Annotated in this window: 20 protein-coding genes; 4 read left to right on the forward strand and 16 right to left on the reverse strand. The window is 73.0% G+C overall.

Annotated features, from left to right (window positions below; genetic code table 11):
- Positions 1-586 precede the first annotated feature (586 nt).
- From AB0K14_RS39350 to AB0K14_RS39360, 3 genes are all read right to left on the reverse strand, one after another.
- Positions 587-1618 carry a DUF4192 domain-containing protein gene (locus AB0K14_RS39350; RefSeq protein WP_360463592.1) on the reverse strand — a complete coding sequence of 344 codons (1032 nt, stop codon included), beginning with the start codon at positions 1616-1618 and terminating at the stop codon, positions 587-589.
- A 115-nt stretch (positions 1619-1733) separates the two neighbouring features.
- Positions 1734-2498 (reverse strand): peptidoglycan DD-metalloendopeptidase family protein, encoded by a 765-nt coding sequence (locus AB0K14_RS39355; RefSeq protein ID WP_360463595.1) that lies wholly within the window; start codon positions 2496-2498, stop codon positions 1734-1736.
- Between the two features lie 93 nt (positions 2499-2591).
- Positions 2592-4439: a Xaa-Pro dipeptidyl-peptidase gene (locus AB0K14_RS39360; protein ID WP_360463598.1), complete on the reverse strand. Its 1848-nt coding sequence runs from the start codon at positions 4437-4439 to the stop codon at positions 2592-2594.
- A 159-nt stretch (positions 4440-4598) separates the two neighbouring features.
- On the opposite strand from AB0K14_RS39360, the gene add reads away from it, so the two are divergent.
- On the forward strand, positions 4599-5600 hold the full coding sequence (gene add / locus AB0K14_RS39365; protein ID WP_360463602.1) for an adenosine deaminase: 1002 nt from the start codon (positions 4599-4601) through the stop codon (positions 5598-5600).
- On the opposite strand, the gene AB0K14_RS39370 is transcribed toward add, so the two are convergent.
- Positions 5557-6720: an MFS transporter gene (locus AB0K14_RS39370; protein ID WP_360463605.1), complete on the reverse strand. Its 1164-nt coding sequence runs from the start codon at positions 6718-6720 to the stop codon at positions 5557-5559. The genes add and AB0K14_RS39370 overlap by 44 nt on opposite strands.
- Positions 6720-7622 carry an alpha/beta hydrolase gene (locus tag AB0K14_RS39375; RefSeq protein WP_360463608.1) on the reverse strand — a complete coding sequence of 301 codons (903 nt, stop codon included), beginning with the start codon at positions 7620-7622 and terminating at the stop codon, positions 6720-6722. The genes AB0K14_RS39370 and AB0K14_RS39375 overlap by 1 nt, the downstream gene beginning before the upstream one ends.
- Before the next feature lie 71 nt (positions 7623-7693).
- Between AB0K14_RS39375 and AB0K14_RS39380 the strand changes: the two genes are divergently transcribed.
- Positions 7694-8560, forward strand: coding sequence for a LysR family transcriptional regulator (locus tag AB0K14_RS39380; RefSeq protein ID WP_360463611.1), 867 nt, complete (start codon positions 7694-7696; stop codon positions 8558-8560).
- Positions 8557-9795 carry a 6-phospho-beta-glucosidase gene (locus AB0K14_RS39385; protein WP_360463614.1) on the forward strand — a complete coding sequence of 413 codons (1239 nt, stop codon included), beginning with the start codon at positions 8557-8559 and terminating at the stop codon, positions 9793-9795. Before AB0K14_RS39380 ends, AB0K14_RS39385 begins: the two co-directional genes overlap by 4 nt.
- A 56-nt stretch (positions 9796-9851) precedes the next feature.
- Here AB0K14_RS39385 and AB0K14_RS39390 read toward each other — a convergent pair whose 3' ends face one another.
- The 4 genes from AB0K14_RS39390 to AB0K14_RS39405 are packed head-to-tail and all read right to left on the reverse strand — an operon-like array spanning position 9852 to position 12549.
- Positions 9852-10484 (reverse strand): endonuclease V, encoded by a 633-nt coding sequence (locus AB0K14_RS39390; RefSeq protein ID WP_360463617.1) that lies wholly within the window; start codon positions 10482-10484, stop codon positions 9852-9854.
- Positions 10481-11416, reverse strand: coding sequence for a DUF3500 domain-containing protein (locus AB0K14_RS39395; protein ID WP_360463620.1), 936 nt, complete (start codon positions 11414-11416; stop codon positions 10481-10483). Before AB0K14_RS39395 ends, AB0K14_RS39390 begins: the two co-directional genes overlap by 4 nt.
- Positions 11417-11425: 9 nt before the next feature.
- Positions 11426-11854, reverse strand: a complete 429-nt coding sequence (locus AB0K14_RS39400; RefSeq protein WP_360463623.1) for a hypothetical protein — start codon at positions 11852-11854, stop codon at positions 11426-11428.
- Positions 11855-11898: 44 nt separating this feature from the next.
- Positions 11899-12549, reverse strand: a complete 651-nt coding sequence (locus AB0K14_RS39405) for a maleylpyruvate isomerase family mycothiol-dependent enzyme (RefSeq protein ID WP_360463626.1) — start codon at positions 12547-12549, stop codon at positions 11899-11901.
- Positions 12550-12611: 62 nt separating this feature from the next.
- On the opposite strand from AB0K14_RS39405, the gene AB0K14_RS39410 reads away from it, so the two are divergent.
- The gene (locus tag AB0K14_RS39410) at positions 12612-13142 is read left to right on the forward strand and encodes an ABATE domain-containing protein (RefSeq protein ID WP_360463628.1); all 531 of its coding nucleotides are present in this window, start codon (positions 12612-12614) and stop codon (positions 13140-13142) included.
- Positions 13143-13190: 48 nt separating this feature from the next.
- Here AB0K14_RS39410 and AB0K14_RS39415 read toward each other — a convergent pair whose 3' ends face one another.
- From AB0K14_RS39415 to AB0K14_RS39445, 7 genes are all read right to left on the reverse strand, one after another.
- Positions 13191-13616: a CBS domain-containing protein gene (locus tag AB0K14_RS39415; RefSeq protein WP_360463631.1), complete on the reverse strand. Its 426-nt coding sequence runs from the start codon at positions 13614-13616 to the stop codon at positions 13191-13193.
- A gap of 101 nt (positions 13617-13717) precedes the next feature.
- The gene (locus AB0K14_RS39420) at positions 13718-14887 is read right to left on the reverse strand and encodes an MFS transporter (RefSeq protein ID WP_360463633.1); all 1170 of its coding nucleotides are present in this window, start codon (positions 14885-14887) and stop codon (positions 13718-13720) included.
- Positions 14884-15423 (reverse strand): NAD(P)H-dependent oxidoreductase, encoded by a 540-nt coding sequence (locus AB0K14_RS39425; protein WP_360463635.1) that lies wholly within the window; start codon positions 15421-15423, stop codon positions 14884-14886. The genes AB0K14_RS39420 and AB0K14_RS39425 overlap by 4 nt, the downstream gene beginning before the upstream one ends.
- Positions 15424-15472: 49 nt before the next feature.
- Positions 15473-18115, reverse strand: coding sequence for an AAA family ATPase (locus tag AB0K14_RS39430; RefSeq protein WP_360463638.1), 2643 nt, complete (start codon positions 18113-18115; stop codon positions 15473-15475).
- Between the two features lie 43 nt (positions 18116-18158).
- Positions 18159-18350 carry a hypothetical protein gene (locus tag AB0K14_RS39435; RefSeq protein WP_360463641.1) on the reverse strand — a complete coding sequence of 64 codons (192 nt, stop codon included), beginning with the start codon at positions 18348-18350 and terminating at the stop codon, positions 18159-18161.
- Between the two features lie 32 nt (positions 18351-18382).
- Complete coding sequence (locus AB0K14_RS39440; RefSeq protein ID WP_360463644.1) at positions 18383-18538, reverse strand: hypothetical protein; 156 nt, start codon at positions 18536-18538, stop codon at positions 18383-18385.
- A gap of 700 nt (positions 18539-19238) precedes the next feature.
- Positions 19239-19946 carry an EcsC family protein gene (locus AB0K14_RS39445; RefSeq protein ID WP_360463646.1) on the reverse strand — a complete coding sequence of 236 codons (708 nt, stop codon included), beginning with the start codon at positions 19944-19946 and terminating at the stop codon, positions 19239-19241.
- Between the last annotated feature and the right edge of the window lie 37 nt (positions 19947-19983).

Genomic DNA, 19983 nt, shown 5'->3' on the forward strand with positions numbered 1-19983 from the left:
GTCTGATGGGTCGGCGGTCTGATGGGTCGGCGGTCTGATGGGTCGGCGGTCTGATGGGTCGGCGGTCTGATGGGTCGGCGGTCTGATGGGTCGGCGGTCTGATGGGTCGGCGCGCGTCTAGTGGTCCGCAACCCGCGCTCCGGCACCACCCCGCCGGCCCGGAGTCGCCCGGGATGTGGCTGACCACCTCCCGACCGTCCGCGATGGCGAGCGGCTTGCAGCGACCGGCCCGGCCTGAGCCTCGATCCGGCTGGCCGGACCGCCGGCAGGGGGAAGGCGGCAACCCGCAATCCGCGCTCACCAGCGGCCCAGGCCTGCCCGGCCGTCGGGCGGTTGGGAGCCGGGCGGTTGGCAGCCGACAACCGCTGACCCGGTCGAGCCCACGACGCGGGACAACTCGCGATCCGTCGGGCGGCGGATCCGGGTCGGCGGTAGGCGGTCCTGCAATCCGGCAGCTCGGTCGAGTGGCGACTCGGTTCGACCGGCGACCTGGTCCGACTGGCGACCCGGGCTGGCCAGGTCGTCAGGTGGTCGGCGGTCGGCGGAGGGCGCCGGCGGAGGGTGGTCAGGGACGGGGCGGTGGGGGTCAGGGTTGTCGGGCCGGGCTCGTGGGTGGGGTGGTCCAGTCGGTGGCGGCGGCTCGTTCGGCGAGGTCGCGGATCTGGTTCGGGGGGAGGCCGGCGTCCAGGGCCGCCCTCAGCAGTCCGGCCAGGCGGTGGCCCGGGTAGGCCTGTTCGGCCCGGTCCAGGGCGAGGGCGGCCAGGGTGCCCAGGCCTTTGACGTAGGCGGAGAACGCGAGCAGGGTGGCGGGTTCGGCCCGTTCCGGTGCCGGGCTCGCCCTGGTCAGTTCGGTCCACAGGACTTCCGCGCTCCGGGCGTGTTCCCCGGTGCAGTAGGCCAGGCTGGCGTCCCGGGCCAGCGGGTTCGACAGGGCGTGCGCCAGGTCGGCCACCTCCTCGTCGGTCAACGGGCGCTTGCGGGCCGCGGCACGGACCACCTCGGCGTGGATCAGGTCGCGGTGCCGCGCCGGCACGGTGTCCTCCTCCGGCGGGAGGTCGGCCAGGCGGTTGAGCAGGGCGGCCCGCCGGGACAGGGCTTGCGGCGGGTCGGGGGCCAGCAGCTCGCCCATCGCCGCACGGCTCGGGTAGGTGATGTGGCCGCCCGCCGCCGACGCCGCGGCGAACGCCGTGCTCGACGGGTCCGGCACGGAACCGGCCGTGCCCGCGTCGTGGTAGTCGAACCAGCGCTCGCCCTTCGCCGTCGCACGCGTCCACACCGCCAGCAGCAGCGGCACCTCGGCGGCGAACAGGGCTTCGTCCACGGCGTCGACCAGCGCGTCGTGCGGGAGGTCCTCGGGCGGGTCGCCCGAACCGCCCCCGATCACCACGACCACCGCGTCGACCTCGCGCAACCCGGCCAGCGGCGCGGTGAGCTGGTGGGCGACCCGGTTCGGCACCCCCGGCGGCGGCAGGTCGACGCGCAGGGTCATGGCTATGTCGTGGTCGCGCACCACCATCAGCACGATCGAGTCGGACGGGTGGAAGCCCAGCAGGTGCGGCACGGCGGCGATCAGGTCGCCCGGGTCGCGCAGTCGGGTCGGGGGCAGCAGCTTGGTCATGGGTCCGACCATGGCGGACGGCGGCGACGGGGGCCGGCGGCCGGCGCCAACCTGTGGACAACTCGGAACGGGCCGCTCCCCCACCTCCGGGGAGCGGCCCGTCACCTGCGGGAACTCAGCAGTCGGGGGCCACCTGACCGTCCGAACCTGTGTACACGAACGCGTCGGAGATGTACCCCGACCCGATCTTGTCCCACAGGTTGGTGGTGCCGTACTTGCCGGTGACCGTCTCGCCCTGCGCCTGGCAGCTGATCGTCACCGACGCGCCGTTCGCGACCGACCCCACGGCCGCGTACTGCGTCCCCGGACCCGAGCGGATGGTCACCGACGCGCCGCTGTCGGTGCCGACGGTGCCGGTCACACCGCTGGTGCCGCACGAGTTGCGGCTGGTGTAGCTGCGCGAGCCCCAGTAGTAGATCTGGGTCCCGTTGAACTTGATCTTCTGGTCGACGCCGTTGAGCCTCTGCTCGTAGTGCAGGTGCGGCCCGCTGGACCCACCGGTCGTCCCCACGTTGCCGATCCGCTGGCCGATCCGCACGGACTGGCCGACGGACACGCTCTGCACGGACAGGTGCGCGTACCGGGTGCGCCACCCACTGCCGTGGTCGATCTCGACCCACCGCCCGTAGCTGGTGCTGCCCTCGTTCGCGACCCTCGTCACGCTGCCCGCCGCCGACGCGACCACCGGGTCGCCGTCGTCGTTCGCGCGGTTGAAGTCGACCGAGTTCGCGGGGCTGTGGTTGGTGCGGGTCTGGCCTTCCCACACCTGGTTGCACGGGAACGGCATCTGGAAGTTCGGCGCCGCCGCGGCCTCGCCCTGCGTGAGGACGAGGCCGATCAGCGGCGCCACCAAGGCCGTGACGAACACGCGTCGGCTCATCTGCCACCTCCTTGACGACTGGGGGTGATCATCCGACCACGCCCGGCCGCCTCAGTGGAAGAGTTACCAAGTGTTGTGTTCGTGAATTACTTCCTAACCAACCGATCGGCGCAACGCGGTGATGCCGCCGACCACGGGCAGTTCCACCACCGTCGACGTGAGGTCGATCGACAGGCCCGCACCCGGCTTCGGCCGCAGCGTGTAGTCGTAGTCCGACGAGATCAGCACGAACTCGACGCGGTGACCAGACGGGACCACGTAGTCGTTCGGCTCCAGCTCCACCTCGACCCGGTACTGCTTGCCGGGCTCGATCGGCTTGGTCCGCGACGGCGACACCCGGTTCTGCGGGTCGGTCCACCCCCGCGTGATCACGTGCGACGTGCCGTCCGGCGCCCGGTCCACCAGCAGCGCGGTCACGTTGGCCGCGGGCCGGTCGAACGAGATCGCCAGGTCGACCCTGGCGACACCGGAGAACCGCACCGGCGCCGAGGTCGGGCCCGTCGTGTACGACAGCCGGTTGCCGGAGCGGGGCAGGTCGACCAGGTGCTCGGCGAGCTTGGACGAGTCGTCGCGCAACGACTCCACCACCGCGTTGCCCGGCACGGACTCGAAGCGCAACGCGCCCTTGGCCGTGCCGCCCGCCCACGGGTACACCCGGGCGGTCGACGTGCCGGGTGCGGGCCAGTCGGCCTCGTCCACCCACGTGGTCTTGTCCTCGCGCTGGATCGTCGCCTTGGGCTCGCGCTCGATGCCGTTGTCGACGCCGTACAGGTAGTGGCTGAACCACTTGTTGATCGTGCGCCGCCACTCGACCGACCGCAGCGTGTCGGGGTCGGTGTGCCCGGACTGATGCAGCCAGATCTTGTGCTCGACGCCGTGCCGCCGCAGCGCCTCGTACCACTGCGCGACGTGCTTGACCTTGACGTTCCAGTCGCTCAACCCGTGCACGGCCAGCACCGCGGCCCGCACCTCCGACGCGTCCTTGACGTAGTTGCGCTCGTCCCAGAACTCGCTGTAGTCGCCGGTCACCCGGTCCTGCCGGGCCGCCACGTCGGCGATCACCGGCTTGCACACCTCCCGGTCGGCGCGCGTGTAGACGTACTCCGCCAGCACGTCGAGGTCCTCGCCCTGGAACGTGCCGGGCGCGACCACCGCGCCGTCGGCCCGGTAGTAGTCGTACCAGCTGGAGATGGCCGCGATGGGCACGATGGCCTCCAGGCCCTCGACCCCGGTGGCGGCGACGGCGTTGGGCAGGGTGCCGTTGTACGACACGCCCATCATGCCGACCTTGCCGGTGGTCCAACCCGCCACGACCGGGGCGCCCGCCGCGTCACGCCCGGTGGCGCGGCCGTTGAGCCAGTCGACCACGGCCTTGGAGCCGACGGTCTCGTTGTGCCCGCCCGAGGTGGGGCAGCCCGTCGACTTGCCGGTGCCCAGCGACTCGGCGTAGACCATGGCGAAGCCGCGGGAGATGAAGTAGTCCTCGTAGCGCCCGGACCGGATCGGCGCCGGGTTGGGCCCGACGGCGGCGGCGATCCGCTCGTCCGCCTCGGCCTTGAGCAGCGACCCGTCGCGCTTGTCGTACCCGCCGCGGCGGTTGGGCACGTACAGCTCCAGGTCGACGTTGTGGTTGGCCACGTCGTTGCCGCCGGAGAAGTACGGGCTGTTGAAGAACACCACCGGGACCTTCAGCCCGCGGTCGGTTGCCTTCTGGCGCACCACCTCGGTGTAGACCTCGTCGTCGCGCCCGTCGCGGTCGCTGTCGACCGGCGCGCGCACCCACAGGCTCTCGCGCACCACGTCCTTCGGGTCGAAGACGGGTTGCGCCTCGCCGCCGACGAACACCGGGCCTTCCGCCGCGGCACCGGCCACCGCGGGCGTCAGGCCCAGCGGCAACGTCACCAGAGCGGCGAGCACCGCGGCTCTCCGTGCACCCTTCACGACCGAACCCCCATCATGTGTAGGACAGGTTTCGGGCTGACCATCCCCCGCGCCACAACCCCTGTCAAGGGTGTCCAAAGTCCACAATGGACAGAGATCGAAGACCCGACGAACGGCCCCTTGACCAGCGACGCCGGACCCGGGCAGACTCGCCCGGCCATGCGTGACTTCATCGCCGCGCTGCCCAAAGTGGAGTTGCACGTCCACCTCGTCGGGTCAGCCTCCCCCGCCACCGTCCTCACCCTCGCCCGCCGCCACCCCGGGCACGACGTCCCGACCGACGAGGCCGAACTGCTCCGGTTCTACGAGTTCACCGACTTCGGCCACTTCATCGACGTCTACGCGGCGGTGAACGACCTGGTCACCACCGGCGACGACGTGGCCGCGCTGGTGCTGGGGCTGGCCGAGGAGCAGGCGCGGCGCAACGTCCGCTACGCCGAGGTGACCGTCAGCGCGACCAGCCACCTGCGTGCCGGCATCGCCCCCGAGGAGCTCGACGACGCCCTGACCACCAGCCGCGAACGGGCACGCGCCGAGCACGGCGTCGAGCTGGCCTGGGTGTTCGACATCCCCGGGCTGTGGGACCGGGACTTCGGCCTGACCAGCGCGGAGTACGCGGTGACGCACCGACCGGCGGGCACCGTCGGTTTCGGGCTCGGCGGGTTCGAGGCGGACGCGCCGCGCCGGGCGTTCCGCGAGGCGTTCACCGCGGCCCGGGACGCGGGGCTGCACTGCGTGCCGCACGCGGGCGAGACCACCGGCCCGGACCAGGTCCGCGAGGCCCTCGACGAGCTGCACGCCGAACGCGTCGGCCACGGCATCAACGCGGTGGACGACCCCGAGCTGCTGCGCCGGCTGGCCGCCGAACGGATCACCCTTGAGGTCTGCCCGACCTCGAACCTGCGCACGGGCGCGGTCAAGGACATCGGGGACCACCCGCTGCCCAGGCTGCTCGACGCCGGCGTGCCGATCACCCTGGCCACGGACGACCCCGGCATGTTCCACACCGACCTGGACCGCGAGTACCTGCTGTGCCACGAGGTGTTCGGGCTGGGCAAGTCGGAGCTGGCCGAGCTGGCCCGCACCGGGGTGCGGGCCGCGTTCGCGCCCGAGGACCTCAAACGGTCACTGCTGGCCGAGATCGACGCGCTCGGTCACTGACACCGCCGACGACCGCCACGCCGAGCGCGGCCAGCGCCATGGCCGCGCCCACCCAGTTGGGCGCGGTGTAGCCGAGCCCGGCGTCGATCGCCACACCGCCCAGCCACGCGCCCGCCGCGTTGCCGAGGTTGAACGCGGCGATGTTCGCCGCCGACGCCAGCGCGGGCGCGCCTGCGGCCTGCTCCAGCACCCTGGCTTGCAACGGCGCCACGGTCGCGAACCCGAACACGCCGAACACCGCGATCGTGACCGCCGCCGGCAGCGCCCACCGCGCGGTGAACGCGAAGACTGCCAACACCACCGCGAGCGCGCTCAGGAACACGTACAGGCTGGGCATCAGGCGACGGTCCGCCGCACGCCCGCCGACCACGTTGCCCACGCACAACCCGGCACCGAACAGCACCAGCAGCCACGTCACCGCGCCCGGCGAGAACCCGGCCACCTCGGTCATCATCGGCGCGACGTAGGTGAACGACGCGAACACCGCGCCGAACCCGAGCGCCGTGGTCGCCAGCGCGAGCCACACCCCGGGCCGCCCGAACACGGCCAGCTCGCCGCGCAGCCCGGTCGACGCGGGCTGCGCCGGCACCAGCGCCACGATCCCCACCAACCCGGCCACGCCCAGCGCGGTCACCGCCCAGAACGTCGACCGCCACCCGAACTCCTGGCCCAGCGCGGTGCCGGCCGGCACGCCCAGCACGTTGGCCGCGGTCAACCCGGTGAACATCATCGCGATCGCCCGCGCCCGCCGGTCCGGCGCGACCAACCCCGCCGCCACCACCGACCCGACGCCGAAGAACGCGCCGTGGCACAGCGCGGCGACGACCCGTCCCACCATGAGCACCGCGTAGTCGTCGGCCACCGCGCACACCAGGTTGCCCAGCACGAACAACGCCATGAGACCGACCAGGAGCTGCTTGCGCGGCAGCCGCGACGCGCCCGCGGTGATCAGCGGCGCGCCGACCACGACGCTGAGCGCGTACCCGGACACGAGCAGCCCGGCGGCCGGGATCGACACCCCCAGATCCCCTGCCACCTGCGGCAACAGCCCCACGATCACGAACTCCGTGGTGCCGATGCCGAACGCGCCGACGGCCAGCGCGAGCAACGCGGGCGGCATCACCGGGCACCGAGCCAGGTCCGCAGCTCGCCCAGCAGCACGCGGTAGGTGTCCAGCACGCCGTCCATCAGCACGAACGGGTGGATCGTGCCCGCGAACTCCCGCCACCGCACCGGCACGCCGGCCGCCTCCAGCTTCGCCGCGTACCGCTCGCCGTCGTCGCGCACCGGGTCGTGCTCGGCGACGGCCACGAACGCGGGCGGCAGGCCGTCCACCGACGCCCGCAGCGGCGCGGCGAGCTCGGAGACGGGGTCCGACCCGAGGTAGTGCGACCAGAACCACCGCATCGTCGCCGCCGACAGCCCGTAGCCCGTCTCGTGATCCACATAGGACCGGGTGGTGAAGTCGACGTCCAACGCGGGCACCACCAGCACCTGGAACGAGAGGTCCAGCGTGCCGCGGGCCCGCAACGCCACCGCGGCGGCGAGGTTGCCGCCCGCGCTGTCGCCCATGACCCCGATCCGGGCCGGGTCGACGTCCACCGACGCCGCGTGCTCGAACAGCCACTGCGTCGCCGCGTACGAGTCGTCCAGCGGCACGGGGAACGGGTGCTCCGGGGCCTTCTGGTAGTTCACCGCGAACACCGCGTGCCCGGTGGCGTTGGCCAACGCGCGCAACGCCACGTCGTAGACGTCGAGGTTGCAGGTCACCCACCCGCTGCCGTGCAGGAACACGATCGCCGGGAACGGCCCGCCGCCCTCGGGGTAGTAGATCCGCGCGGGCAGGTCGGCCGTCGGTCCGGGCACGAAGAGGTGCGCGACGCGCGCCACCGGTTCGGGCGGCCCTTGGAGCGCCAGGAACCCCCATTGCGCCCGACGAGCCTCGACGACCGACAGCTCCTCCAGCCCCGGCGCGCCGGCCAACTTCTCCAGCACCGCGCGGGCGTCTTCGGTCAAAGTCATCTTCCGATCATCGGATGACCAGGGCCGATAAGTCCAAGGCATGTTCTTTCTCGAACCCATAAACTGATCTCATGACGTTGCGCCAGTACGAGTACCTGATCACCGTCGTGGACGAGGGCTCGTTCACCCGCGCCGCCGAACTGCTGCACGTCACCCAGCCCGCCCTCTCCCACCAGATCGGGGCCTTGGAGCGCGCCGTGGGCGCCCGACTGCTCGACCGGCTGCCCCGCGCCGTCCGCCTCACGCCCGCCGGCCGCGCCTGGCTGCCGCACGCCCGTGCCGCCTTGGCCGAGTCGGAGCGCGCGCTCACCGCCGCACGACGCACGGCAGGTCTGGAGTGCGGCGAACTGCGGGTGGCCACGCTCTACTCGCTCACCCTCGGCGTGCTGCCGCCCGTGCTCCGGCTCTGGCGCGCACGGCACCCCGACGTGCGCATCCGCCTGTTCGAGCACCGCCACGCCGAGGAGTTGCGCGAGGCGATGGCCGACGGCCAGGCCGACATCGCGCTCGGCCCCGAGCCCGCGAGCTGGGTCGGCTTCCAGCAGCGGCTCGGCGTGGAGGAGTTCGTGGTCGTGCTGCCGCCCGACACCCGCCACCGGGAGCCGATCCGCCTGCGGGCGCTCGCCGACGTCGGCTGGGTGCACTACGCGCCCGGCAACGGCCTGGCCGACCTGGTCGACGCGGCCTGCGCGGCGGAGGGTTTCCAGCCGGCCGCCGTGGTCCGCACCGAGCAGACCGCCGCCGCGCCCGTGCTGGCCGCCTCCGGGCTGGGCCCCGCGCTCGTGCCGCGCAACATCCTGCCGGAGACCTTCGACGGCGCGGTCCTGCGCACCGACCCCCCGGTGCGCAGGACCCTGGTCGCCTACGCGCACAAAGCACCCGACCCGCTCACGTCGGCCTTCGTGACCCTGCTCGCCGAGGCAGGATGGGAGGCATGAGGCTGGTCATCCTGGGCGGCGGCGGCTTCCGCGTGCCGCTCGTGCACAAGGCGCTGGACGAGCACATCACCGAACTCGTGCTGCACGACGTGGACGCGCACCGCTTGAACGCGATCGTGCCCGTCCTGCGCGGCGGCCCACCCGTCACCGCCACCACGGACCTGGACGAGGCGTTGCGCGGCGCGGACTTCGTGTTCTCCGCGATCCGGGTCGGCGGCCTGGCCGGACGCGCGATCGACGAGGAGGTGGCCCACGCGCACGGCGTCCTGGGCCAGGAGACCGTCGGCGCGGGCGGCATCGCGTACGGCCTGCGCACCGCTCCCGTGGCGGACGCGATCGCCCGGCGCGTGGCCGAACTCGCGCCGCGGGCGTGGGTCGTCAACTTCACCAACCCCGCCGGGCTGATCACCGAGGTCATGGCCCGCCACCTGGGCGACCGCGTGATCGGCATCTGCGACTCGCCGCTGGGCCTGTGCCGCCGCGTCGCCAAGGCGCTCGACCTCGCCACGACCTCCGACGGGGACGACCCGACGTTCGACTACGCGGGCCTGAACCACCTCGGCTGGCTGCAAGGCGTCCACCTGGGCACGGAGAACCTGCTGCCGACCCTGCTGGCCGACGATGCGGCCCTGGCGGGTTTCGAGGAGGGCCGGCTCTTCGGGGCGGAGTGGCTGCGCGCGCTCGGTGTCATCCCCAACGAATACCTGCACTACTACTACTCGACCCGTGAAGCGGTCGGTGACAACCGCGGCGCTTTCCTGTTGGACCAACAACAACGCTTCTACGACGGCGACGTGGACTGGGAGACCACGCGCCTGGAACGCGAAGCCACGTACATGGCTCAGGAGCGCGAGCGCGACAGCCTGGAAGGCGGCGGGTACGAGCACGTCGCCATGGCGCTCATGCGCGCCATCGCGGACAACGAGACGGCCACGCTGATCCTCAACGTGCCCAACAACGGCACCCTGTCCACGTTGGACGACCAGGCGATCGTCGAGGTGCCGTGCGAGGTGGACGCGACGGGCGCGCGGCCGCTGCCGGTGAGCCCGCTGCCCGACCACGCGGCGGGCCTCGTCACGTCCGTCAAGGCGGTGGACCGGCTGGTCATGGAGGGCACCCGCGCGGCCGCGCTCAAGGCGTTCGCGCTGCACCCGCTGGTCGACTCGGTCGCCACCGCCAGGAGCCTGCTGGACACCTACGCCCGGCGGCACCCCGAGCTGGCCCACCTGGCCTGACCCACCCGACCTGACCCACCCGACTGACCTACCCGGGCGGGCCTACCCGCGCGGACCTACTTGAGCCGGGCCCGACCCAACGCGTCCGAACGCCGGGTCGTCTCCGGGATCCGCGTCACGCACAGCCGCAGCACTTCGGCGCACGCCCGGTCGAGGTCGATGCGGTGCCCCACGGACACGAACACCGGCTTGACCCCCTCCCGGGTCCGCAACGCCCGTCCCACGACCTCGCCGCCGTCCACGAGATCGGTGTGCGCCCCGCGCACGTCGTCCGGCATGGAGAACGGCCCCATCGGCGTCTTGGCCACGCCGACGCTCGGCAGGTCGGTCACCACCCCGAGGTGGCAGGCGAGCCCGAACCGCCGCGGGTGCGCCAACCCCTGCCCGTCGCAGACGAGCAGGTCCGGCGTCACGGTCAACTCCTCCATCGCCTCCAGCAACGACGGCAGCTCGCGGAACGCGAACAGGCCGGGCACGTACGGGAAGTCCGCCCGGCCGATCACCACCGCGGAGTCCACGGTCTGCAACGACTCCGCGTCCAGCACCACGATCGCCGCCGCCAGCCGGTCGTCGTCGGCGTAGGACACGTCGAGCCCGGCGACGTGCCGCACCACCAGGCCGGGGTCGGTCTCCGTCGACACCCGCGGCCGGAGCCGCTCCTGCTCCGCGATCGCCTCCTCGGGGGTCACTCGTGCCTCGCCGAGGCGCGGTGCGCGGCCAGCAGGTCCGTGCCGAAGTCACCGGACCGCCGACGCCACACCGAGTGCGCGTGGTTGGCGTCGTTGTCGGTGTTGTCGTACTCGATGAGCAGTTCCGGTCCCTGGATCCGGTAGTAGTGGCCCGCGCCGCGCTTGTCCGAGCCCTCCCACGAGAAGTGCAGCCGGTCCAGGTCCAGGGCGTCGAACTCCTCGTCGGCCAGGTCGCTGTTCAACCGGTCGAAGTAGTACCGCACCAGGCCGACCAGCAGTCCGCGTGACGCGCGGTCGAGCTGCGCGGGCGTCACGCCGACGGGTTCGAGGTCACCGACCCGGCGCGCGTTGCCGGTCTTCAGGTCCGGCGGCGGCACGTCGGCGACCACGGCCAACCCGCGTGCCGTGCGTCCCATCCGGTCCAGCAGCTCGCGGGCCAACTCCTCCTCCAGCCGCAACGGTTGCAGCACCGTGTGGCCGCGGTAGGTGGTGCGGGCCGGGTGCGCGCCGAGGAAGAACGGTGTGGCCGACACGCGCCCGTCGGCCACCACCACGCTCACCGACAGGTGGTGTCCCTCGACCCGCCAACCCCACGGCTCGTCACCCGGCTCGCCCAGCAGCACGGTCCAGTAGTCGCCCTGGTGCCGGTCGCGGGTGCCGCCCTCGCGGTCGTCCAGCACGTCCTCCAACGCCATGATGGCGGTCGTCTGCGCGTAGGCGTGCGGGCTGAGCACGCACGACAGCAACCGGTGCACGGCCTTGCGCTGGTCACGCCCGAGATCGCCGTAGACCACGCCGGGCCGCGGGCCGGGCGTGTAGGCCCACCCCGTGCGCAGCTCGTCGTCGGACGTGCTCCGCACCGCGGCCGCGCGCTGCCCGTCGTCCAACAGGCCGAGGAAGCCCCTGGTGGCTTCGGCTATCTCGTGCAGCATCACTCGAACCTATCTGCCCCTGGTTCGCGGAGCAGCAGAGGCGGTCCTGCGCCGCGCGTCGACGACCAGCAGCGCCACCGGCAGCACCACCCCGAGCCCCAGCGTCGCCACGTTGCCGACCTGGTCGACCACCGGCATGTGGTCCAGGTGTGCCAGGTGGAACACCAGGTGCGGCACGGCGAACACCAGGTAGGACACCAGGACGGCACGGGCCAGGAGGACGTCGGTGGCGGCGAACGCCAGCGCCACCCCGAACGCCAGGTTGAGGCTGCCGAAGTCGCGCAGCAGGTGCTCGTTGAACGGCGGGAACATGGCCACCCAGTGGTGACCTGGAGCCGGGAACCCGTCGTAGAACCCCTGCGGCGCGAACAGCGCCCAGCCGCCGACGGCCGCCTGCGTGACGGCGAGGAACCACAGTCCGGTGCGGAGGAATGCCATACCCCTCGGACGACGGCCGCGCCCGGGGTGTGACAGGCCGGCGACTACGGCCAGGGGTCGAGGTCCGGCCGGTCGCCGGTGATCGGGCCCTCGGGCTCACGACCGGCCAGCCACGCGGTCAGGTCGGCGGCCGAGCCGGTCAGGGTGACGTCCCGGCCCGCGCCGACGACCCACCGGCGTTCCGGCGCCTGGAGGGTGAGCCGGACGCCGTCGGGCACGCGCGAGGACAGGAAGCCGATGACGTGGTCGCAGAACTCGGGCGACCACGTGACCGGGCCGAGGTCGAGGTCGCGGGTGTGGATCTCGACCTCCCGCCACACCCCGTACGCGGTTCCGGTCAGCGTGCCGTCGCGGTAGTAGACGGGGGTGTCCCAGTCGCGGACGTCCTCCCACGCCTTGGCGAGCCGGGCGGCGGCGTCGGCGATGGCGGCCCGGTGCTCGGCCGCCGAACGCCCGGCGCCCGCCTCGATCGCGGCGTCCCGGGCGGGCCGCCCACCGGGGTAGGGCTCGACCTTCGTGCCCTCGTGCTCGGCCTGACCGGCGAACGCGACGGTGACGTTGGCCAGGTGGGCCAGCACGTGCCCGCGCGTCCAGCCGGGCAGCGCGGAGGGCTCGGCCACCTGCTCGTCGGTGAGGTCTTCGATGACGGCGGCCAGCCTGCGGTGGGCGTCCAGCGCGTTCCCCTGGATCGGCACAACTCCCCCTAATGGTTTGACGACTCAAGTGCGTTAGGGAACCTATCACTAGAATCGCCGGGGTGGCACTGGCGTTGGAGTTCGCGAGCACGGTCCGGCACGACGGGCACGGCGGGATCGCGGACGACCTGGCCACCCCGGAGGGCTGCACCGCGTGGGCCGGGGTGGAGGCGGACGAGGCGTTGCGGCAACGGCTGGTCGAGCTGCGCTGGGCCGTGCGGTCCCTGTTCGCGCACGCGGCGCACGCCGTCGAACGCCTGGACACGCCCAACCTGATGACCTTCGAGCGCGCGCTGGAAGTCGTCAACGAGGCCGCCGCCCGCGTGCCCCGGGCGGCGCGGTTGGAGTGGGACGAGCAGCCGCGGGTGCGCTACCTGGACTCGGCCGACGACGGCGACCGCCTGCTGGCGACGGTGGCGACGGCGGTGATCGAGTTCCTGGCGAGCGGGACGCGGGCGCAACTGCGCGCGTGCGCCGGGCCGAGGTGCATCCGGTACTTCGTGAAGGCGCACCCCCGGCAGGAGTGGTGCAAGCCGTCGTGCGGCAACCGGGCCAGGGTCAGCAGGCACTACCACCGCGGCCGGGACCACTAGCGGTCGCCGAGCCGCGCGGGCACCCGAGGGCGCCCGCGCGGCCGGTGGCTACCCCTGGATGTACGCGGTCAACTGGTCGTGGTCCTCTTGCAACTGGCTGATCCGGCTCTTCACCACGTCCCCGATGCTGACGATGCCGACCAACCGGCCGTCGTCGACCACCGGCACGTGCCGGATGCGCTGCTCGGTCATCAACACCGTGAGGCTGTCGACCGAATCGCGCGGCGTGCAGGTGAACACCTCGCTCGTCATGATCTCCGACACCGGCGCGCCCAACAGCTCGCCGCCCCGGTCGTTCAGCTTCCGCACGACGTCGCGTTCCGACACGATCCCCGTGACGCCCTCAGGTCCCATCACGACCATCGCGCCCACGTTGTGCTCGGCCAGCGCGGCGACGAGCTCCGCGACCGACGCTCTCGACTCGACCGTGGCCACGGCCGAACCCTTGTTCCGCAAGACGTCAGCGATCCTCATGGGCGCCTCCCGATCTCCGCCGGACCCGGTGCTACCCAGCTCAGGCTAGTTCTCCGAGCACGTGATCGGCAGAGCCCGCGCCCGATAGGAGCACCGGGCGCTCAGCCGACCTTGAGCTGCGCCGCGGTCACGAGGACCCCGAGCGCGGTGATCGCCACCAGCACCACCACCGTCTGGCCGAACCCGCCCAGCGAGGCGCCCAACGCCGGTCCGATCGAGAAGCCCACCGTGCGGACCAGCGTCGTCACGCCCCCGGAGGTACCCATCAGCTCCGCCGGCGTCCGCTCCAGCAGGACCGCCGCGTTGGGTCCGGCGAACAGCCCGTGCCCGATGCCGATCACCGCCAACCGCCACGCCAGGTCCCACGGATCATCACCCGCTCGGAGCAACAGCACCGTACCGATCAAGATCACCGCGGTGCCCGCCAGCGCGACTTCCCGGTAGCCGCACCGGTCCGCGACCACCCCGGCGATCGGCGACACCAGCGCCATGCCCGCCGACATCGCCAGCAGCACCGACCCGACCGTCCGCGACGGCAGGTCCACCAACAGGTAGGGCACCACGAAGTTCAGCGCACCGATTCCCGCCACGACCAGCGGCAGCGCCACCAAGGGCAACGCCAACGACGGCCGCCGCACCACGCGGGCGCCGAGCACCACCGACTCGACCAGCAGCCGTCGGTCCGGTCGCGGCAGGCCGCGACCGTCGGCCGCGATCCCCCGCCGCCCCACCAGCACCGCGACCGCCACCACCGGCAGGTTGACCAGGAACACCGACCGCCAGCCGAACAGGTCGGTCAGCACACCGCCCACCGCCGGCCCGGCCACACCGCTCAACGGGATCAGCGTGAGCACCATCCCCATGGCGCGCGCCCGGTGTTCCGGACGCACGTTGGCCGCGATGATCGGCATGGTGACCGCGCCGATCAACGCGCTGAACGCGCCCTGCAACGCCCGCCCGGCCAGCACGAGCCCGGCGTTCGGCGCGATCGCGATCAGCAGGCTCGTCACCCCGAACCCACCGACCGCCAGCAGGAACGCGGGCAGGTGCCCGGCCCGGTCCAGCCACCGCCCGGCCGGGAGGCTCAGCGCGATCACCGGGATGTTGTAGGCCAGCAGCACCCACTGGGTGACCGTCGGCCCGGCGTCGAGGTCCGCGCCCATCACCGGCAACGCCACGGCGACCGCGGTCAGGTCGAGCGCCGCCAGCACGACGCCCGACGACACCGCCAGCACCGCGCCCCACCGGGTCCGGGTCAGCGCCGCGGTCACGCGACCACCCGGCCCGTCAGCTCCGCCAGCACCCCGGCCAGCGCCGCACGCAGTTCGTGGTCCATCAGGCGGTCGTGCTCGTCGAACCGGCGGAACGCGTGCCCGACCGCCACCGGCGCACCGACCACCGAGGCGCCCGCGGCGGTCAGCACCTTCCGCAGGTCCTCCTGCGCCGACGCGGCACCGTGCGGGCTGGGGCTGGCGCCGACCACGGCGACCGGCTTGCCCGTCAGCACACCCGCGCCGTGCGGCCGGGACGCCCAGTCCAGCGCGTTCTTCAACTGCCCGGGAAGCGATCGGTTGTACTCCGGCGTCGCGATCAGCAGCGCGGTCGCCGACGCGACGGCCTCCCGCAGCGCCGCGACCGCGGGCGGCACCGGCCCGTGCTCGGCGTCCTCGTCGAACGGCGGCACGGACGCCAACCCGTCCCACCGCGTCAACCGCGCACCGTCCGGCAACTCGTGCCGCGCGGGGGCCAGCAACCTCCGGTTGAACGACTGGCCGCGGATGCTCCCGGCGATACCCAAGATGTCCATGCCGTCAACGGTCGGTCTAAGGCACCCCCTGGGGCATCGGGCACGAGCCCTATTCGAACAGCCTCAGCCGGTGCGCGGTCGCCGCCGCCTCGACCCGGTTGGCCACGCCGAGCTTGCCCAGGATGTTCGACACGTGCACGCTCGCCGTCTTCACCGAGATGAACAGCCGCTCGGCGATCTCGCGGTTGGCCAGACCGTCCGTGACCAGCCGCAGGATCTCCACCTCACGCGCGGTCAACCCGAACGCGGCCCGCTGCGCCCCACCCTCGCCGGTCAACGTCACCCGCGCCCGCCGGGCCAGGTCGGCGATCCGGTCGCGCAACGGCGTCGCACCCAGCCCGTCGGCCAGCTCCGCCGCCCGGCGCAGGGCGTCGGCGTCCCGCGTCCCGGAGGCCAGCCCGTACAACGCCTCGGCGTGCCACAGCGGTTGCCCCAACGCCTCCCAGGCGGCGACGGCGGCACGCCACTCGCCCCGGCACGTCAACGCCCACGCCGCCTGCACGGGACCGGCCACCGGGAGGTCCGGCGCGGGCAGGCCCGACCGCACGCCCAACGCCGCCAACGGCCACGAGAACCGGGACGCCACCCGCGCGTGCGGCAGCTCGAACGCGGCCCGCACCACGGCCGCCGCCTCCCCCACCCGGCCCTGCGCCAACCGCACCTCGGCCTCCAGCCGGGGCAGTTGCAGCGGGTCCTGGAGGAACGGGGTGTCCGCCAGCTCACGGGCCCGCGTCAACGCCCACTGCGCCCGGTCGACCGCACCGCGGCGCACGTCCACGAACCCCGCCAGGCACAGCAGGTGCGCGTGGTGGACGGCGGGCGGCGCGTGGTCGAGGGCGTGCTCGACGCACTCCAGCGCCTCGTCCCACCGACCGGCCGCGATCAACGCCCTGGTCAGGTCCACGGCGTGGGACGCGCCCGCGGACCGGGCCAGGCCGAGCTCCCGGGCGGTCCGGATGCCCAGCCTGGCCAGTTCTTCGGCCGCCGCGATCCGCCCGTACGCCTCCGACAGCGACGACTCGCAGTGCAGCGCGCGCAGCCGGACGCGGTGCGCGGCGACGTTCTCCGCGATGGCGCGTGCCCGCCGCAGCCTGGGCAGCTGCGCGTCGAGGTCGCCCAGCCGCGCGTCCAGCACGGCCAACGTGATCAGGGCGGCCGCCTCGGACGGGTCGTCACCGGAGTGGTGGGCCGCGCCCAACGCCTCCTGCGCGACCTCACGCGCCTCGTCGGGCAGCGGGATCGCCATCAGCCGGGCGGCCAGGGAGTTGAGCAGGTAGCCGCGGATCGGGTGCCCCTCCGGCACCAGCCGCACGGCCTCGCGGTGGTCCTCGGACGCGCCCGGCCGGCCGAGCTGCGCCCGCAACCGACCCCGTTGCTCCAGCACCGCCGCGTACCGGATCCGCTCGGCCTCCGGGTCCAGCCCGGCCAGCAGCTCGGTGGTCAGCTCCTCACCGCGTTCGTGCTCACCGGCCCGGCTCGCCGCCTCACCGGCCGCCTCCAGCACCGTCAGCCGGTCGACGCCGAGGTGCGATGCGTTGTCCCACAAGGACAACACGCGGTCGAGCATGGCCAGCTGCTCGGCGTAGGCCGACGCCCGACGGGCCGCGCCCGCGGCCTCCCACGCGGCGGACACCGCGCCCGGCACGTCACCGGCGGCGTACCGGTGGTGGGCCAACTCGGCGGCGGCCGACCGCGGCAGCACGGCCGCGTACCGCGCGTGCAGCTCCGCCCGTTCGCCGGGCAGCAGTCGCCGGTGGACCACGTCCCGGATCAACGCGTGCCGGAACGCGTAGCCGTCGCCGTCCACGACCATCACCCCGCCGTCCACGATGGACCGCATCGGCGCCACGTCGTGGACCCGGCTCAGCAGCTCGTGGGAAACGCGCCTGCCACCGACCGCGGCGGCGCGCACGAGGGAGACGGCGTCCGGCGCCAGCCGTTCGACCCGGCTGAGCAGCAGCTCCTCCAGCGGCAGCTCCGCGCCGGCGTCCACCAACGCCTCGACGAACAGCGGGTTCCCCTCGCTGCGCCGGAAGACCTCCCGCGCGGCCACCGGGTCCGGCTCCTCGCCGAGGATCCCGCGCAGCTGCGCGCGCACGTCGCGGGCGGACAGCCTCGGCAGCTCGAACCGGCGCACCCACGGCACGCGGCTCAGCTCGGCCAGCAACGGCCGCACCGGGCCGCCCAGTTCGTCGGACCGGTAGGTCACCACGACCACCGAGCGCGGCACCGCGCGCTGGTTGCGCACCAGGAAGTCGAGCAGGTCGCGGCTGGAGCGGTCCAGCCAGTGCGCGTCCTCGACCACGAGGACCACCGGGCGTTGCGCGGAAAGCCTGCCCAGCAAGGACAACACGCCCTCGAACAGGCGCGGGCGCGCCTCGTCGCCCGCCGCCGCGTCATCGCGGGAGGCGGGCAGCACCGGCGCGAGGTCGGCGCGTTCCCGGTCGGTCACCGCGACACCGCGCAGCGCCGCGACGAACGGCGCGAACGGCAGGCCGTCCAGCTCGACGCAACCGCCGAGCAGCACGGTGGCGTCGAGCGCCGCGGTGAAGTCGTGGACGAGCCGGGACTTGCCGACGCCCGCCTCACCGCCGACGAGCACCGTCGCGGGCGCGTGGTCGAACGCGCCCGCGAGGTGCCCGATCTCGGCCGACCGCCCGACCAGCTCCGGGCTCACCAGGTGTGCGCTCATCGCGCACCGGAGACTAGTCGAGCGGCCGCGTGGTGCTCGTCGCTCAGCCGCCGCTCGTGCGCCGGAACACGCGTCGTCCGACGAACGTGTTCTGGTGCGGGCGGCCGGGTGCCTTGTTCACGCTGTCGTTCTTCTCGGCGTGACCGCGGCGGGCCGCGCGGTTGAGCGGGACGGCGGGCTGCTCGGGCTGGTCCTGCTCGCCGTCATCGGCCTGCGGAACGTCCTGGTCGGTCATGTTTGCCTCCTGAGGTGTGGCGATGTCGCTGGTCAGCGACGCCGCATGGCGTACTGGCGCGGGTTGACGACAGCTCGACCGCCGCCGCCGAAGCGCGGCTGCACCGCGCCGGACGAGCGTGCGCCGCGACGTGCGGCTCGGTTGGTCGGCTGACCGTCGTGTGGCGGTTCGTTGCGCATGGTGGGCATGCGATCGCCTCCTCGTTGTCCGAGGCGTGCAAAGGGCTACGACCCGTGGATCGACAGGGTCGCGTGAAGAGCCGCTAGGGCCACCAGGAGAAGGGCGCGGCACGGCCCGAGGCCGGTGCGGCGCTGGAGGAAGAAGTCCTCAGAGGTCGATCTGGAAGAACATGGTCATGACGTTAGCGTGCTTCCCGCGGCAACGCCAACCGTTTTATCGGCGGACCGGGGTCACGGCCGCGCGACGGCGGGCGTCATGGCCGGCGCAGCGGTGCGGAACAGCGCGCCGAGCACCAGCCGGCCCACCACCCCACCGCCCAGGGAGGGTGGTGGGCAGCAGCGGTCCGACGGTGCGCGCGACGGCCGTGCCCGTGCCGCAGAACCCCTGGTACCGACCCTGCCCGTCGGCCGGCGCGAGACCGAACCCGATCTCCCGCGGGCCCGGCGTCGTGCGGCATCTCGCCGACGACCTGGGTACCCGTCGTACCGACCAGCACCACGACCGCCACCCAATCGGGTACACCCGCGGACCACGCGAACACGACGCAGGACATGAGCAACAACACCCCTCGCGCCGGCCGCACCTGCCCCACCAGCGCAGCACGACGATCAGCCCGACCACCCACTTCGGGGCGGAGCCGCGTTCGACGACTCACAGCGACGTGCGGATCTACCACGCCGACCCGCGAGGTTCACTCGATGCGGTCGGCTACTCCCGGTTCTCGACGATCGAGACGATCTCGCCGTCGATCACGGTGCCGTCCACGACCGCCGGGGCGTCCTCGTGCTCGGTGAAGAAGCGGGCCGCGAAGGCGCCCACCGCGCGGGTGGTCACCGCGTCGAACGTGCCACCGATCACGCCGCCCACCAGCGGTACGCCCTTGGCCAGGGTGACGGTCGCCTTGGAGGTGCCGTACTTGGCCAGCAGGGTGAAGCCGACGCGCTTGTTGATCTCCCGGATGAGCTGCGCGGGGATGCGTTCGATCAGGTTCATGGTGAGCTTCGCGCCCACCCTGATGCCCGCCTTCTTCAGCAGCTCGGTCCCGGCGTTGCCGAGCAGGCACACCAGGATCGCCGTCTGCACCTCGTCGCTGTCCAGGTCGTGCCCGTGCACCGCGGCGATCGAGGCGATCAGGTGCGTCTGCACCAGGTACGACGCGGTCAGGTTCGCGGGCAGCGTCACCGGCAGCGTGATCAGGCCGCCGATGTTGGTCGCGAAACCCTGCACGCCGGCCGCCGCCACGTGCGTCCGGATCAGGTGCTTGATCGCCTCCTCCGGCGTCAGCCCCTTGTCCAACGCCTCCACGGCCATCTGACGGGCGCCCTTGAACGGCCCGAAACCGTTGATGCCCACCCTCAGGAGGTGGTCAACGGCGGTCTGCTGCACCCTGGTGATCGCACCCGGTTCGTCCACCATGCCCCCGAGGTTACGCGGCGCGCGAGCGGGTAGCCGA

This window comes from Actinosynnema sp. NPDC050801, from assembly GCF_040673975.1.
In the GTDB taxonomy this organism is placed as follows: Bacteria; Actinomycetota; Actinomycetes; order Mycobacteriales; family Pseudonocardiaceae; genus Actinosynnema.